Origin of the sequence: Achromobacter sp. 413638 (genome assembly GCF_043119405.1) — a bacterium.
Classification (GTDB): Bacteria; Pseudomonadota; Gammaproteobacteria; order Burkholderiales; family Burkholderiaceae_B; genus Achromobacter.
Genome location: NZ_JBICCO010000001.1, coordinates 123,745 through 137,712, shown reverse-complemented (window position 1 = coordinate 137,712; position 13,968 = coordinate 123,745). Strand labels below are relative to the sequence as shown.

Sequence of the window (13,968 nt, the reverse complement as noted above, 5' to 3'; positions counted from 1 at the left end):
TGCGGTGACGTTTGCGTGTGAAACCGGTGACGGCCGTCCTGCTCTACGGGAGCTTGCGTCATGGCCGAGCCGCACCACTTCGCGCACTGGTATCCGACCGCCGCCTACCTCTACGTCCTGTGCCTGGACACGCTCGCACTGGCCTGGGAGTACCTGCGTCGCCATCCCGACTACCGGCTCGACTGGCTGCGCCGTCATCGCCAAGCACAAGCAATGCATGAGGCTGCGCATCGCTGGGGCCTGCGTCTGCTGGAAGACCCGGCCTTGGACGCGCGTGACGCGCATCCGGCCTGGCTCCCCGGCCATGAGGCCGTGGTGCAGCTTCACCCCGATGCCGATCCGCCACCGGATGCCGAGCCGTTCGCGTTTTGGCGCATTCCCGGCCACAAGCAACTGCTCCACGACGGCAAGGGCCTGGCGCTGATCGCGCGCAGCCCCGGCCTTTGCCAGCGCTATGCGCTGGCGCCTGGCCTTGAGGACGGCATGGCCGTGGCCCATGCCTACCGTGGCCGTGGGGCCACCCACGTGCCTGACACGCCAGCGCCGATGGCTCGCCCCCGACCGCCCCCTGCGGCGCTGCTGGAGCTGCACACCCTGCAGGCGCTCGACGCCACCCTGGCGGGCGCGTCCTTGCGCGACGTGGCCGAGGGCTTGTTCGGTGCGGACGCCGCGGCCGGCTGGTACAGCGACGGCGGCCTGCGCTCCAAGGTGCGCCGCCTGGTGCGGCGCGGCGATGCGCTGATGCGCGGCGGCTATCGCCGCCTAGCACAGCTTGCGCCGCTTGAGAAGGGTCGTTTTGAAGAGGACGCAAAACGACCCTGAGCAGGAGCGCTTCGTTTTCTGAGACTGCCTCCATCCGGTTGCGCTGTGTGGCCGGAGCCCTGCAACCGATGGAGGTTCTCACCATGCGTCCTGCTCCCTTGCGGCCTGCCGCCGCACCCGCAGCTACCCCGGCCGCTGCTGCACAGCCGCAGCGTTATCTCACCAACGACGAGGCTGCCGACTACCTGCGGCTGTCGCCGCGCACGCTGGAAAAGCAGCGCGTGCTGGGTGGCGGCCCCAAGTTCCGCAAGTTCGGCCGCCGCGTCATGTACGCCGTGGCCGACCTCGATGCCTGGGCCGCCGAGCGCAGCTTCGAGAGCACGTCCGATCCCGAATACGCCGAGCAGCACTCGGCGGACAGCCGTGCGCGCTGATCACTGGCGCGCGGGTGGCCTTCGCCATGTTCAGCCCATCCGGGGCAGTCAGGCAGGAGCGCGAACAGCTCGATCTGTTTCGCGCCTTGCCGGGCGACATGGCGCCGCGCGACAGCCAGGACTTGATGGCCTTTCCGTTCTTCTCGCTGGCGAAGTCGCGGCGCACGACGCCGATCGACTTTCAGGCCGGCGGCATCACGATCCGCGTGGAAGGCACGCAGGAACACGGCATCGCCACGATCTGGGATGCCGACGTGCTGATCTGGGCGGCCTCGCAGATCGTGGAGGCGCGCGACGCGGGCTTGCGCCCGTCGCGGCTGATGCAGGCCACGCCCTACGAGATCCTGCGCTTCATCGGGCGCGGTACATCGCTGCGCGACTACCAGCGCCTCAAGGCCGCGCTGGATCGCCTGCAATCCACGACGGTGGCCACGTCCATCCGGGAGACCACGGGAAGGCGGCTGCACCGCTTCTCGTGGATCAACGAGTGGAAGGAGCTGGCCGATGCCAGGGGAACGCCCTTGGGACTGGAGCTGATCCTGCCGGACTGGTTCTATGCGGGCGTGCTCGATGCCGCCCTGGTGCTGACCATCGACCCGGCGTACTTCCGGCTGACGGGCGGGATCGAGCGCTGGCTGTACCGCCTGGTGCGCAAGCACGGTGGGCGGCAGCCGGGCGGGTGGCAGTTCGACTTCCAGCACCTGTACCGCAAGTCGGGCAGCACGGCCAAGCCCTACGACTTTGCCTGCGACCTGCGTGCGCTGGTCGCGCGGCAGTCACTGCCGGGCTACGTCCTGGGCATCGAACGGCTGGATGGCGCCGAGCTGCTGACCTTCCGGCCAGGGCGTCCCGTGCCGTCCACGGCACGGGGATAAACGGTGCGCGTCCTGTGGACGGGCTCGTGCTATCAGGCGTGCCAGGTATCGTGCTATCGGGCGTGGGACTATCGTGCTATCAGGCGTGTCCATCGGCCGCAAAGCCAATGCTGGCGCGGGTTTCGGTCTCCCTTAACTTCCCTAACTTAAATACTCTAACTGGTAGTAGCAGCGCCGCGTCTCGGTGGACAACCGCCACAGGACGCGAAGCGCAGCGGCAACAGCCGGGCTTTCCAACGCGGAGGGCCAGGCCATGATCGTCGCGCTGCTCAACCAGAAAGGCGGCGTGGGCAAGACCACGCTCGCAACGCACATCGCCGGCGAGCTGGCGATGCGCGGCCAGCACGTCGTCCTGCTGGATGCCGATCCGCAGGGCTCCGCGCTGGACTGGACGCAGCGCCGCAGCCAGCAAGGCTTGCCAAGGCTGTTCAGCGCTGTGGGCCTTGCTCGCGAAACCCTGCACCAGGAAGCGCCAGAACTCGCCAGGCGGGCCGATCACGTCGTCATCGACGGGCCACCACGCATCGCGGCGCTGGCGCGCTCCGCGCTGCTGGCGGCCGAGCGGGTGCTGATTCCCGTGCAGCCCAGTCCCTACGACCTGTGGGCCAGTGCCGAGATGGTGGCGCTGATCCGCGAGGCGCAGGTGTTTCGGCCTGCGCTGCGCGCGGCGTTTGTCATCAACCGGCGCGTCAGCACCACGGTGATCGGACGCGAAGCACGCGGAGCGCTGGCCGAGCAGCCGCTGCCCGCGCTGCGCGCGGAAGTGCATCAACGCATCGTGTTCGCCGACAGCGTGGCCGCTGGCCGACTGGCGCGCGAGACGGCGCCCGACAGCGCCGCCGCCAGCGAAATCACCGCGCTGGTGGACGAACTGCTGCGGTGGCCGTCATGAGCAGTCCCGCCAGCAAACGCACGGGCAAGCGCGTGGGCATCGGCGCGCGCCCGCCCGCGAATCCGCACGCCGAGGCGTGGATTCGCCAGGGCAGCGCCGATGACCTCCAGAAAGGCGACCTCTACACGGCCCGCCTGACCCTCGACATCACGCCCGCCATGCGGGCGCGCATCAAGGTATCGGCCTTCACGCAAGGCGTGACGGTGGCTGATCTGTTGCGCGCGCTGCTGAAGCGGGAATTCCCGGAGAAGTCTCCATGATCACACCCGTTTCGACAGCATTGCCGACGTCATCTGCCCCGCCAGTCGGCCGAGCCGATGGCGTGCCGCTGACGCGCGTTGCGCTCGCCTACATCGACCAACGCTTCGACCTCTATCTGCGCTTCGGCGATCCCTCGCGCATCATCCGATTCGACCGCTGGCGTCGCTGCGCGGTGTTCACGCCGAACGCGGTTCTCTGCCGCATCCGCTGGCAGGCCAACGACTACGGCACGATCCGCTGGCAGCTCATGGTGATGCAGGCGTGCATGCCGATGGATGGCGCGCAGCGCATCCCCGGCGTGCAGCCGGGCGCGCGCCTGTTGCTGCACGCCGAGGGTGAGCAATCGGTGCGTGCCGTGCTGGAACGCATCGACGGCATCGAAGCGCTGGGCATCACGCCTGCTACCGCCTCGCCCGCGTACTGGCGCACGCTGGGCAACCGGCTCGCGGCGCGCTTGCCGCTGCCCGAATACAGCGCCGAGCGGCACGCCGCCTGGCTGGCCGTGAGGGCGCTGTCATGAGCACGATTTCTGTTCCCACTGCTGTCACGCATCCACGCTCGCGCCTGCGCGCTCGCCTCATGCTGGCGGGCCTGTCCACCTGCGGCCTCGCTGCGCTTGCCTGGGCGTCCTTCGTGCATCCGCTGCCGCGCCTGACCTACAACCCATCCGACAGCGTGGCGGTCGGATGGTATCGCGTCGATCCGCTCGACCATCGCACCAGCTCGCCGCCACGTCCGTTGTCCGTGGGTAGCATCGTGTTGGTGCCGCTGCCCGCCGAGGCCGCCGCGCTGGCTGCGCAGCGCGGCTACCTACCGACGCGCATCCCGTTGCTCAAGCGCGTGGGCGCGATGGCGCCGCAAGAGGTGTGTATCGCTGACGGCAAAGTCCGCATCGACGGCGTGCCTTCAGCCGCCGTGTTGCCTGCCGATCGCTGGGGCCGGCCGCTGCCATCCTGGCAGCAGTGCCGTCGCCTTCAGCCTGGCGAGCTGTTCCTGCTCAGCGCGACCAATCCGGCGTCTTTCGACAGCCGGTATTTCGGGCCGGTCAGCGCAGCCGCCGTGGTTGGCGTTGCGCGCCCGGTTTGGCTGGAGTCGCGCCCATGATGGCCGCTGATTCGCTGTGCATCATCGTGCTATCGGGCGTGTCGTTCCGGCGGCGTTCCGTGTGTCGTCGCACATGCAGTGCGAGCGCATCCGCGCCGCACTTCACGCTGCCTCCGGCGCAGCCGTCCCACGTGCAGGCGTCTTGTCTCGAACACGGATGGCCTGCGGCCATCGCCGTGTTCGCCGGTGCGCTGGCTGCCGGTGCAGCCTTGCCGCCGGGCCGCAGTTGCCTGGAGCGGATGCGGGAGGCAAATGCGGAAGGCAAGACAAAAGGGGGCGGCACCTGTCGGCCCGCAAAGCCAGTCTGCACGTGGGGGTGGCGCGGCACGCAGCGGCTTCGCCGCCGTGCTGCTTGTGGCGCGTGGCCCGCGTCGATATGGGCTTGTTCGCGTGCTTCGCACGACGGACTACGCCCCAGCTTTCAGGGAGAGAAGTCATGATCAACCGCCGCGACGACGATTTCCACATCCGCCCCAGCGCGCCAAAAAACCGCGGCCAGGGCTTCGTTTCCAAGGTGCTCCAGCAGGCCGGCAAGGCCAGTGGCGGCAAGTCCTCGGTGCGCCGTCCGGCATCGGCCGTCGGCGGCAAGGCCACCGGCCAGCGGCCCGGCTCACGCCTGGGGCGCGGCCATACGGCGGCGCGGTTTGCGGGCGCGAAGCTGACACCCATGTCGCGGCGCGTGACCATCAAGACCCTACTGGTGAACCAGCAGCGGGCCAGCCCGCAATCGCTCGCCAAGCACCTACGCTACATCGAGCGCGACGGCGTGGGCCGCGACGGCGAGCCAGGCCAAGCCTACGGGCCGCAGACCGATACCGCCGACCTCGACGCCTTCAAGGAACGCTGCGCCGACGACCGGCATCACTTCCGCTTCATCGTCTCGCCCGAGGACGGCGCGGAGCTGGAAGACCTGCGCACCTATACACGGCATCTGATGAACCGCATGGAAGCTGACCTGGGCACACGGCTGGAATGGGTGGCCGTTGATCACTGGAACACCGACAACCCCCACGCCCACCTGATCGTGCGCGGGCGCGACGATACCAGCAAAGACCTCATCATCGCGGGTGACTACATCGCCGATGGCTTTCGGCATCGCGCATCCGAGCTGGCGACCGAATGGCTGGGGCCGCGCACCGAACTGGAGATCCAGCAGACCTTGCAACGCGAGGTGGAGCAGGAGCGGTGGACGAGCCTGGATCGCACGCTGAAACGCGAGGCCGGCGAAGACGGCCGGGTGCAGATCGAACGCTTCAACGAACCGAAGCTGCAACGCCAACGCCTGCTGCTGATCGGCCGCCTGCAACGCTTGCAGCGCCTGGGGCTGGCCGACGAGACGCAGCCGGGCACCTGGGCCGTCCATGCCGATGCCGAGAAGACCCTGCGCGCCCTGGGCGAGCGTGGCGACATCATCCGCACCATGCAGCGTGCCATGCGCGGCGAGCCGCGCGAACTGGCGGTGTTCGAGCCGGGCGACGATGGCCGAACCATTCTCGGCCGCGTAGCCGCGAAGGGGCTGGCCGACGAGCTGCGCGACCGTGGCTATCTGGTCATCGACGGGGTGGACGGCAAGGCCCACTACGTCGCGCTCAACACCCGCGACGAGCTGGCGAACTATCCCACCGGCGCCGTGGTGGAGGTGAAGGGATCGGCCGACGTGCGCGCGGCCGACAAGAACATCGCCGTGCTGGCGAGCGATGGTCTGTACCGCACCGACCACCACCTTGCTATCGCGCAGGGCCAGGCCGTGCCGGGCCGCGATCCGCAGGAAGTCGTCGCGGCCCACGTCCGGCGCTTGGAAGCCCTGCGCCGGGCAGGCATCGTGGAGCGCGTGGCCGAAGGGCTATGGAAGGTGCCGGGCGACCTGCCCGATCAGGGCCGTCGCTACGACGCGCAGCGCCTGGGCGGCGTGGCCGTGGAGCTGAAATCGCACCTGCCCATCGAGCGGCAGGCCCGCGTGATCGGGGCCACCTGGCTTGACCAGCAGTTGATCGGCGGCGGCTCTGGCCTGGGCGACCTGGGCTTTGGCGGTGAGGCCAAGCAGGCAATGCAACAGCGCACCGACTTCCTGGCCGAACAGGGGCTGGCCGAGCGGCGCGGCCAACGCGTCATCCTGGCGCGCAATCTGCTGGCAACGCTGCGCAGCCGGGATGTAGCGCATGCCGCGAAGGACTTGGCCGCCGAAACTGGCCTGGAGCATCGGCCCGTGGCCGATGGCCAGCGCGTGGCGGGCATCTACCGCCGCAGCGTCATGCTGGCCAGCGGGCGCTACGCCATGCTCGATGACGGCATGGGGTTCAGCCTGGTGCCATGGAGGCCTGTCATCGAACAACGACTCGGTATGCCGATTTCTGCGCAGGTACATGACGGCCGCGTATCCTGGCAAATCCGACGGCAACAGGGCTTATCTGTTATCTGAAGCCAGCAGCATATCGAGCACCCACTGCAAGGATGCGTCTACAAGCGTTCTCGATGTTGACGACCGGAATGCGCCTGATGCCCATGCCGCGCAACGCCACCTTTCCGGGGATCAGCACCTGGTCGGCCATGACACCAGCAGCGGCGTTGCGCATGTGGGGCGCCTGCAGTTGGGACGGGGTGATGCCTGCATCGGCAATGGCTTCGCCAATCGCCTCGGCGGTGAGCGATTTGAGACCGCAGTCAATGTGCTTGCCGGAACGGGTCATGCCCGTGCCAGCGACGAAGACGGGCTGCATGGAAAGCATCTAAGACTGGGCGGATGAGGAATTTGCACGCCTGCGCCGGAGGCTGGTGATCCAGCCGCTCAAGCCATTGGGGGCCAGGAAGACCACCGCGAGCAGTGCGAAGCCGAAGATCATCCACGGCGCGGATTGCGACACGCTCTCGGCCAAGTTGGGCGTGAGCACGATGAAGGCAGCCCCCAGGAAGGCGCCCCACAGGCTGCGCACCCCGCCCACGAAGCTGCCCACCAGCAGGGACACCGAGAGCAGGAAGGGAAAGTTCTCGGGCGCGACGAACTGGCCCGCCACCACGCTCAGGGCACCGGCCAGGCCGGTGAACGCCGCGCTGAGGCCGAACATCTGCGTGCGCAGGGCGGTGATGTCGAGCCCGCCCGCCGCCGCCGCGAGCGGCTGGTCGCGCGAGGCGTCCACCAGGCGGCCGAACTGCGAGCCGAGAATCCGCCGCGCCAGCAGGAAGGCGCAGAGCGCGCAGGCCGCAACGCAGGCCATGATGGCCCAGTCCGCCCGGTCGGCCAGCACTCCTGGGAACACAGGTTTTTCCAGGACGATCCCCGCCACGCCGCCGGTCAGCCACTCGATCTTTTTCCACTTGAGCGCCTGCGGTGTCACCACCGCCACCGCGAAGGTGGACAGCGCCAGATAAAGCATGGGCAGCCGCAGCGCCGGGAAGCCGAAGAGGAAACCCGCCACGAAGCACAACAGCGCCGCCACCGGCACGCCCACGTAGAATGGCCAGCCCAGGTGATGCGAGAGCACCGCCGCAGTATAGGCACCGATGGCGAAGAAGGCGCTGTGGCCGAGCGAGATCTGGCCCGTGTAGCCGGTGAGCAGGTTCAGGCCCATGATGGCGATGCCATAGATCAGCACCTGCGTCATCACGTACAACGGATAACTTTGCCAACTAAAGGACCAGGCCAGCAGCGCGAGCCCGACCACCGAGGCCGTCCAGCGCAACCAGGTGGGCGATGCCGCCGGGCGGATGTTGAGTGGGGCGTTCATGGTACTCATGCTCACACCCTCACCTGGGCCGTCTTGCCGAAGATACCGGCGGGCCGCAAGACCAGCATCGCGATGATCAACAGCATGATGCAGGTCAGTTTCAGGTCGTTGCCGACCACGTAGGCGCCCAGCAGGTTCTCCAGTACCCCGACGGCGAAGCCCCCGGCCACGGCGCCCACAGGGCTGGCGATGCCGCCCAGCAGCGCGCCCGCCAGTGCGTAGATCAGCGGCCCCATCATCATCGACGGCTCCAGGAACACGATGGGCGCGGCCATCAGCCCCGCCACGGCACCGGCCACCGCTGCAAGACCCCAGCCCACGGCCAGCACCTTGTTGGTGCTGATGCCCGACAGTTCCGCCGACGGCGCGTTCACCGCCACCGCACGCATCGCCAGGCCGAACCGGGTGAAGCGGAAGAACGCGAATACCGCCGCCAGTTCGGCCAGGGTGACGAGCAGAACGCCGACCTCGTGGGCCGACAGATAGGGTTCGGCACGGCTGAGGACGCCACCGAACGGCGTGGCGAACTCCAGCATCTCATGCCCGAACAGCCAGCCGACCAGGCTGTTCAAGATGATGAGCAGCGCGATGCTGGCCGCCACGACCGAGAGCACCGGCTTGTGCCGCAGGGGCTGGAAGATGACCCGTTCCAGCGCCAGCCCGAGCAGGAAGGAACCCACGACCACGACGGCGAAGGCCACCCACCATGATGCGCCCGCCTGAACCAACGCCCAGCTCATATAGGTGGAGAACATCGCCAGTTCGCCCTGCGCGAAGTTGACGGACGAAGTGCAGCGATAGATGAGCACAAGCGCGATGGCGAGGCTGGCATAGATGCCGCCCGCCGCCAGGCCCGAAGCTATCTGGTGAAGGAATGCTTGCATGGTGATGAACCTTTTTTGATCAGTGGCCGAGGTAGCTGCGGCGCACGGCGTCGTCTTCGCGCAGCTCGGCTGCGGTGCCCTGGGCAGTGACGCGCCCGCTTTCGAGCACATAGGCCCGGTTGACTAGGTTCAGCGCGACCTGGGCGTTCTGCTCCACGATGAGCGCCGTGAGGTGCTCGGTTTCGCGCAACTGGTGCAGGAGTTCGTAGATCTCCTGCGTCACGCGCGGCGCGATGCCGAACGAAGGCTCGTCCAGCAGCAGCATCTTGGGGCGCGTCATCAGCGCGCGCGCGATGGCCAGCATCTGCTGCTCGCCGCCGCTGAGCGTGCCCGCCGCCTGCTTCGCGCGGCTGGACAGCTTGGGAAACAGCGTCTGCATCCGGGCGATGTCCTGCTCGATGCCGTCCTTGTCGCGGCGGTGGATGGCGCCCACGCGCAGGTTTTCCAGCACCGTCAGGTCGCCAAAGGTGCCGCGCCCTTCGGGCACGTGGGCGATGCCCAGCGAGGCGATGGCGGGCGCGGCCATGTCGATGATGTCCTGGCCCTCGAAGCGCAGCGTGCCCTTGGCAGTCACCTGCTGGTGGCTGATGGCGCGCAGGATGGAGGTCTTTCCCGCGCCGTTGGCGCCGAGCAGCGCCACCATCTCGCCGGCCTGCACGTGCAGGTCGATGCCATGCACCACCGCCGTTCGGCCGTAGGCCACCGCGAGGTTGCGGATTTCAAGCCGTTGGGTCACAGCACACCTCCCAGATAGGCATCGAGCACGGCGTCGTTGTTGGCCACTTCCTCGGGCGAGCCCTGGGCGAGCTTGCGGCCAAAGCTCAGTACCGCGAGGTCGGAGCAGGTCTTCATCACGAAGCGCATGTTGTGCTCCACGATCACCATGGTCAGCTTCAATTCCTCGTGCAGGCGCAGCAGCACGTCGCGCAGTTCATCGACCTCGCCAGCGGTGAGGCCAGCGGCGGGTTCGTCAAGCAGCAGCAGCTTGGGCCGCGTCACCAGCGCCCGCGCGATTTCCACGCGGTGCTGGATGCCCACCGGCAGTTCCGCCACGCCCCGGTCGGCATAGTCGGACAGCCGCAGCGTGGCCAGGGCCGCGTCAGCCGAGTGCGCGATTTCTTCCTCGGCGGCACGGACGGCGCGCGAGCGCAGCGCGGCACCCAGCATCGACACCGGCAGCCGCGCGTGCGCACCCACCATCACGTTTTCGCGCACCGTGAGCGAGGGGTAGAGCGCCACGTTCTGGAAGGTGCGGCTCAGACCCAGCCGTGCCACGCCGTGGCGCGGCAGGCGCGTCAACTCGGCCTGGCCGAAGCGCACGCTGCCGTGGGTGGGCCGGTACAGGCCGCTGATGCAGTTGAAGCAGGTCGTCTTGCCAGCGCCGTTCGGCCCGATCAGGCCGAAGATGCAGCCCTCGGGCACGTCCATCGAGAAGGCGTCCAGCGCGACGACACCGCCGAAGCGGATCGTCAGGTCGCGTACGGAAAGAATGGGTTCCATCGCTGCGCTCGCCCCGTCAGGACGGCATCACCTTCCAGCTCGTGCCGTCGAACTGCTGGATGCGCATGTCCGGTATCGGGTGAGGGCGGGCGTCGCTGGTCTTGACACGCAGGCCCGGCAGCATCATGGGCAAATCCATGTCCAGGCGGCGCGACTGCCGCATGATGTTCTCGCGCGAGAGGTCGTTGCCGCACTGCTTGAGCAACTGCACTGTCACTTGCCCAAGGCAGGCACCGAGCACGGTGAGGTACTCCTTGGCCGCGCCTTTGTTGTATTTGTCCATGAAGGCATGCCAGGCCAGGACACCAGGGTCGTCCTTCCAGGTCGGATCGCTCGGATCCTTGAGGAACGCGGCGCTCATGATGCCCTTGACCTTGTCCAGCCCCACCGGAGTCAGCACCGCGGGCACCGAAGATGCGCTCGGGTTGATGTAGATGGCCGGGCGCCAGCCGATGTCGTGGGTCTTGCGCAGCGACTGGAGGGTGGCTTTGGGCGAACCCCACGCCACCAGCACGTCCGCGCCCGAGGCATGCATGGAGACGATCTGCGAGTCCACCGTCGGATCCGACACTTCATGCGACTCTTCGCTGATGAGCTTCTTCCCGGCGGCAGCCAGAACCTCCTTCACGCCACGCAGCACATCCTTGCCGGCGTCGTCGTTCTGGTAGAACATGGCGATCTTCGCGTTGGGCCGCGTCTGCAGGATGTGCCTGGCCAGGATGCGCCCTTCGTCGGTGTACAGGGGCAGCCAGCCCATGCTCCAGGGGAACTTAGCCGCATCATCCAGCCACGTGGCAGAGCCGGACGAAACGAAGAGTTGCGGTACTTTGGCGTTGTTGAGATAGCTGCGCGACGCCAGCCCAGTGGACGAGCCTATCTGCGCCGCGAGAAAAGCCACCTGATCGCGCTCCACCAGGCGGCGCGATTGCTCCAGGGTTTTCGGCGGGCTGTAGCCATCGTCGGCCAGCACCAGCTTGAGCTGGCGCCCATTCACGCCGCCCTCGGCGTTGACCAGGTCAAACCATGCAGACATGGTCTTGCCGACGACGCCATAGCCTGCGGCCGGGCCGCTGAGCGGCCCGGTCGAGCCGATCTTGATCTCGCGATCCGTCACGCCCGGGGTGCCTGCGCCCTGCGCGCGGACCAGGCCAGAAACGCCGGTCAGCATGGCGCCGGAAAGCATGGTGATGAATTGTCTTTTTTGCATGATGTCTCCTGTGGTGGTGGTGAGATGAATGGATGGGTGAACCCTGCTTGCGGTATCAGGCCGTCTTCCCTTGCAGGCGCAGCACGGCTTCGCGGATCAGCGGCATGCGGTCGTTGCCGAAATACATGTCGGTCTTGTCCACAAAGATGGTCGGCGAGCCAAAGCCGCCGCGCGCGACCACCTCATCGGTGTTGGCCTTGAGCTGATCCTTGATCGCCTGCTCGCCGATGCCTGCAAAGAATGGGGCGGGATCGATGCCAATGCGCTGGCACACATGGGTCAGCACCGAATCCTGCGAGATGTCCTGGTCCTCGCCCCAATAGGCTTCAAATATGGCGCGGGCAAACGGCACCATGTCGTTGCCGAGCCAGACGCAGCCGCGCATCGCCTTCACGCTGTTGACGGGAAACACCGTCGGCGGCATCTTGATCGCAAGCCCCGTCGAGCGGGCCCAATCTGCCAGATCCTTTTTCAGGTAGCGGGCCTTCTGCGGCACCGGCGTCTCGCGCGAGGCGTAGACGGTCGGATTGATCGTGTTGAAGATGCCGCCGACCAGGATGGGCCGCCATGTGACCTCGACGCCCAGTTCGTCGGCGAGCGGCTGGATGTTGTGGAAGGCGAGATAGGTCCAGGGGCTGGAGCAGTCGAAGAAGAATTCGATCATGGTGTTTCTCGCTGGTTGTTGGGCGACATGCGGTGTGCCATCTCCTTGGCCTTCTGGCCGAACATGTTCTTTCTTGCTTCGTCGTCCAGCGGCTCCTTCTCGAATTTGCCGACCGCCAGTCCCGCCTGCACTTGCGGCCGGGCGCGCACGCTGGCGTACCAGCGCTTGATGTGGGGAAAATCGTCGAGCGTGAAGCCTTGCGCCTTGTGGGTCATGGCCCAGGGAAAGCAGGCGATGTCGGCGATGCCGTACTCGGCGCCGGCGACATAGGCGCCGGTCTTGCCGAGCTGGGTATCGAGCACGCGATACAGCCGCGCCGCTTCGTCGCGGTAACGCTCGATCGCGTAGGCGATCTTTTCCTGCGCATACAGCGCAAAGTGACCATGCTGGCCGAGCATGGGCCCCAGTCCGCTCACCTGCCACATCACCCATTGCATGGTTTGGGTGAAGCCGCGCAGATCCGTGGGCAGGAAGCGGTTGGTTTTCTGGGCCAGATAGACCAGGATGGCGCCGGTCTCGAACACCGAAAGCGGGCCGCCGCCGTCGAGCGGCGCATGGTCCACTATGGCCGGAATGCGGTTGTTCGGGCTGATCGCCAGAAATTCCGGCTTGAATTGCTCGCCAGCGCGGATGTTGACCGGAGTCACCGTATAGGGAAGTCCGAGTTCCTCAAGCAGGATGGAGATCTTCCAGCCGTTGGGTGTCGGTGCGTAATGCAGGTCAATCATGGCGAATGACGCTCCTGGCGAGCTGCGGATCGACATCACGCCATGACTTGCAGTCACCCGTGGCCGGCCCCCTGACATTCCAGGCTCCCGTCGCGCGGCTTTCTCGGGTTGACGACATCATGCGCAGCTCTTCGAGGGTTCAAGGCGTCAGCGCGGCGCCATGCGGAGGGCCCCATCCACGCGGATGGACTCGGCGTTCATGTAGCCGCAAGTGACCAGAAACTCGACGGCCTGCGCGAATTCATCGGGGTCGCCCAAACGCTTGGGAAAGGGCACGCTGGCCGCCAGCGCTTGCTTGACGTTGTCCGGCAGGGCCAGCAGCAAGGGGGTGCCGAAGATCCCCGGCAGGATGGTGTTGACGCGAACGCCTTCGTCCATCAGGTCGCGTGCGATCGGCAAGGTCATGCCCATGACGGCGGCCTTGCTGGCGGCATAGCTGGCCTGGCCGACCTGGCCGTCCACCGCAGCGGCCGAAGCGGTGTTGACCACGACGCCGCGGTCGCCGTCGGCCAGCGGTTCCAGCGCCAGCATGCCCGCCGTCGATTTGGCAATGCAGCGGAACGTGCCCACCAGGTTGATCTGCACGATGCGGTTGAAGCGATCCACCGCACTCGGGCGGATCTCACCCGTTTTCCGATCGCGGCTGACAGTCTTGACGGCGTCGGCCGTGCCGGCGCAGTTGACCAAAACGCGTTCCTGCCCGATCGCGGCGCGGGCCTTGGCGAAGGCTGCGTCCACCTGCTCCTCGGACGTTACGTCCACGTTGCAGTAAACGCCGCCAAGCTCGCTGGCCAACGCCTGGCCGACGGCTTCGTTCATGTCGAAGATGGCGACCTTGACGCCATGGCTGGCCAAACGCCGGGCCGTGGCGGCCCCCAGGCCGGAAGCCCCCCCGGTGATGACGGCAGAAATGCCGGAATTGAGTTGCATGGTTT

General features: G+C 67.1%; 17 protein-coding genes. 8 read left to right on the top strand and 9 right to left on the bottom strand.

Going from position 1 to position 13,968, the window contains the following annotated elements; translation table 11 throughout:
* Nucleotides 1-60: 60 nt before the first annotated feature.
* The 8 genes from ACEU5R_RS00655 (at nt 61) to ACEU5R_RS00620 (ending at nt 6,747) form a co-directional block, all read left to right on the top strand.
* Nucleotides 61-822: a DUF2285 domain-containing protein gene (locus tag ACEU5R_RS00655; RefSeq protein ID WP_016452549.1), complete on the top strand. Its 762-nt coding sequence runs from the start codon at nt 61-63 to the stop codon at nt 820-822.
* A gap of 83 nt (nt 823-905) precedes the next feature.
* Nucleotides 906-1,196 carry an AlpA family transcriptional regulator gene (locus tag ACEU5R_RS00650; protein ID WP_016452548.1) on the top strand — a complete coding sequence of 97 codons (291 nt, stop codon included), beginning with the start codon at nt 906-908 and terminating at the stop codon, nt 1,194-1,196.
* Nucleotides 1,197-1,222: 26 nt separating this feature from the next.
* Nucleotides 1,223-2,071: a replication initiator protein A gene (locus ACEU5R_RS00645; protein ID WP_016452547.1), complete on the top strand. Its 849-nt coding sequence runs from the start codon at nt 1,223-1,225 to the stop codon at nt 2,069-2,071.
* A 253-nt stretch (nt 2,072-2,324) separates the two neighbouring features.
* Nucleotides 2,325-2,963 carry a ParA family partition ATPase gene (gene parA, locus ACEU5R_RS00640; RefSeq protein ID WP_016452546.1) on the top strand — a complete coding sequence of 213 codons (639 nt, stop codon included), beginning with the start codon at nt 2,325-2,327 and terminating at the stop codon, nt 2,961-2,963.
* Nucleotides 2,960-3,223, top strand: coding sequence for a hypothetical protein (locus tag ACEU5R_RS00635; protein ID WP_016452545.1), 264 nt, complete (start codon nt 2,960-2,962; stop codon nt 3,221-3,223). Before parA ends, ACEU5R_RS00635 begins: the two co-directional genes overlap by 4 nt.
* Complete coding sequence (locus ACEU5R_RS00630) at nt 3,220-3,744, top strand: DUF2840 domain-containing protein (protein WP_016452544.1); 525 nt, start codon at nt 3,220-3,222, stop codon at nt 3,742-3,744. Before ACEU5R_RS00635 ends, ACEU5R_RS00630 begins: the two co-directional genes overlap by 4 nt.
* Entirely contained in the window at nt 3,741-4,328 is a 588-nt protein-coding gene (locus ACEU5R_RS00625) for a S26 family signal peptidase (protein WP_016452543.1), read from the top strand. The genes ACEU5R_RS00630 and ACEU5R_RS00625 overlap by 4 nt, the downstream gene beginning before the upstream one ends.
* Before the next feature lie 436 nt (nt 4,329-4,764).
* Nucleotides 4,765-6,747 (top strand): relaxase/mobilization nuclease and DUF3363 domain-containing protein, encoded by a 1,983-nt coding sequence (locus ACEU5R_RS00620; RefSeq protein ID WP_016452542.1) that lies wholly within the window; start codon nt 4,765-4,767, stop codon nt 6,745-6,747.
* Here the strand turns inward: ACEU5R_RS00620 and ACEU5R_RS00615 are convergent.
* From ACEU5R_RS00615 to ACEU5R_RS00575, 9 genes are all read right to left on the bottom strand, one after another.
* On the bottom strand, nt 6,740-7,045 hold the full coding sequence (locus tag ACEU5R_RS00615) for a hypothetical protein (RefSeq protein ID WP_016452541.1): 306 nt from the start codon (nt 7,043-7,045) through the stop codon (nt 6,740-6,742). The two genes, ACEU5R_RS00620 and ACEU5R_RS00615, sit on opposite strands and share 8 nt — an antisense overlap.
* A 9-nt stretch (nt 7,046-7,054) precedes the next feature.
* Nucleotides 7,055-8,050 carry a branched-chain amino acid ABC transporter permease gene (locus tag ACEU5R_RS00610; RefSeq protein WP_197488159.1) on the bottom strand — a complete coding sequence of 332 codons (996 nt, stop codon included), beginning with the start codon at nt 8,048-8,050 and terminating at the stop codon, nt 7,055-7,057.
* Between the two features lie 11 nt (nt 8,051-8,061).
* Complete coding sequence (locus tag ACEU5R_RS00605) at nt 8,062-8,934, bottom strand: branched-chain amino acid ABC transporter permease (protein ID WP_016452539.1); 873 nt, start codon at nt 8,932-8,934, stop codon at nt 8,062-8,064.
* Nucleotides 8,935-8,953: 19 nt separating this feature from the next.
* Nucleotides 8,954-9,670: an ABC transporter ATP-binding protein gene (locus ACEU5R_RS00600; protein WP_016452538.1), complete on the bottom strand. Its 717-nt coding sequence runs from the start codon at nt 9,668-9,670 to the stop codon at nt 8,954-8,956.
* On the bottom strand, nt 9,667-10,434 hold the full coding sequence (locus tag ACEU5R_RS00595) for an ABC transporter ATP-binding protein (RefSeq protein WP_016452537.1): 768 nt from the start codon (nt 10,432-10,434) through the stop codon (nt 9,667-9,669). Before ACEU5R_RS00595 ends, ACEU5R_RS00600 begins: the two co-directional genes overlap by 4 nt.
* A gap of 16 nt (nt 10,435-10,450) precedes the next feature.
* Nucleotides 10,451-11,641: an ABC transporter substrate-binding protein gene (locus ACEU5R_RS00590; RefSeq protein WP_016452536.1), complete on the bottom strand. Its 1,191-nt coding sequence runs from the start codon at nt 11,639-11,641 to the stop codon at nt 10,451-10,453.
* A 55-nt stretch (nt 11,642-11,696) separates the two neighbouring features.
* Nucleotides 11,697-12,305 (bottom strand): 2-hydroxychromene-2-carboxylate isomerase, encoded by a 609-nt coding sequence (locus tag ACEU5R_RS00585; protein ID WP_016452535.1) that lies wholly within the window; start codon nt 12,303-12,305, stop codon nt 11,697-11,699.
* Nucleotides 12,302-13,033, bottom strand: coding sequence for a glutathione binding-like protein (locus tag ACEU5R_RS00580; RefSeq protein ID WP_016452534.1), 732 nt, complete (start codon nt 13,031-13,033; stop codon nt 12,302-12,304). The genes ACEU5R_RS00585 and ACEU5R_RS00580 overlap by 4 nt, the downstream gene beginning before the upstream one ends.
* Nucleotides 13,034-13,180: 147 nt before the next feature.
* Nucleotides 13,181-13,963, bottom strand: coding sequence for an SDR family NAD(P)-dependent oxidoreductase (locus ACEU5R_RS00575; RefSeq protein ID WP_016452533.1), 783 nt, complete (start codon nt 13,961-13,963; stop codon nt 13,181-13,183).
* Between the last annotated feature and the right edge of the window lie 5 nt (nt 13,964-13,968).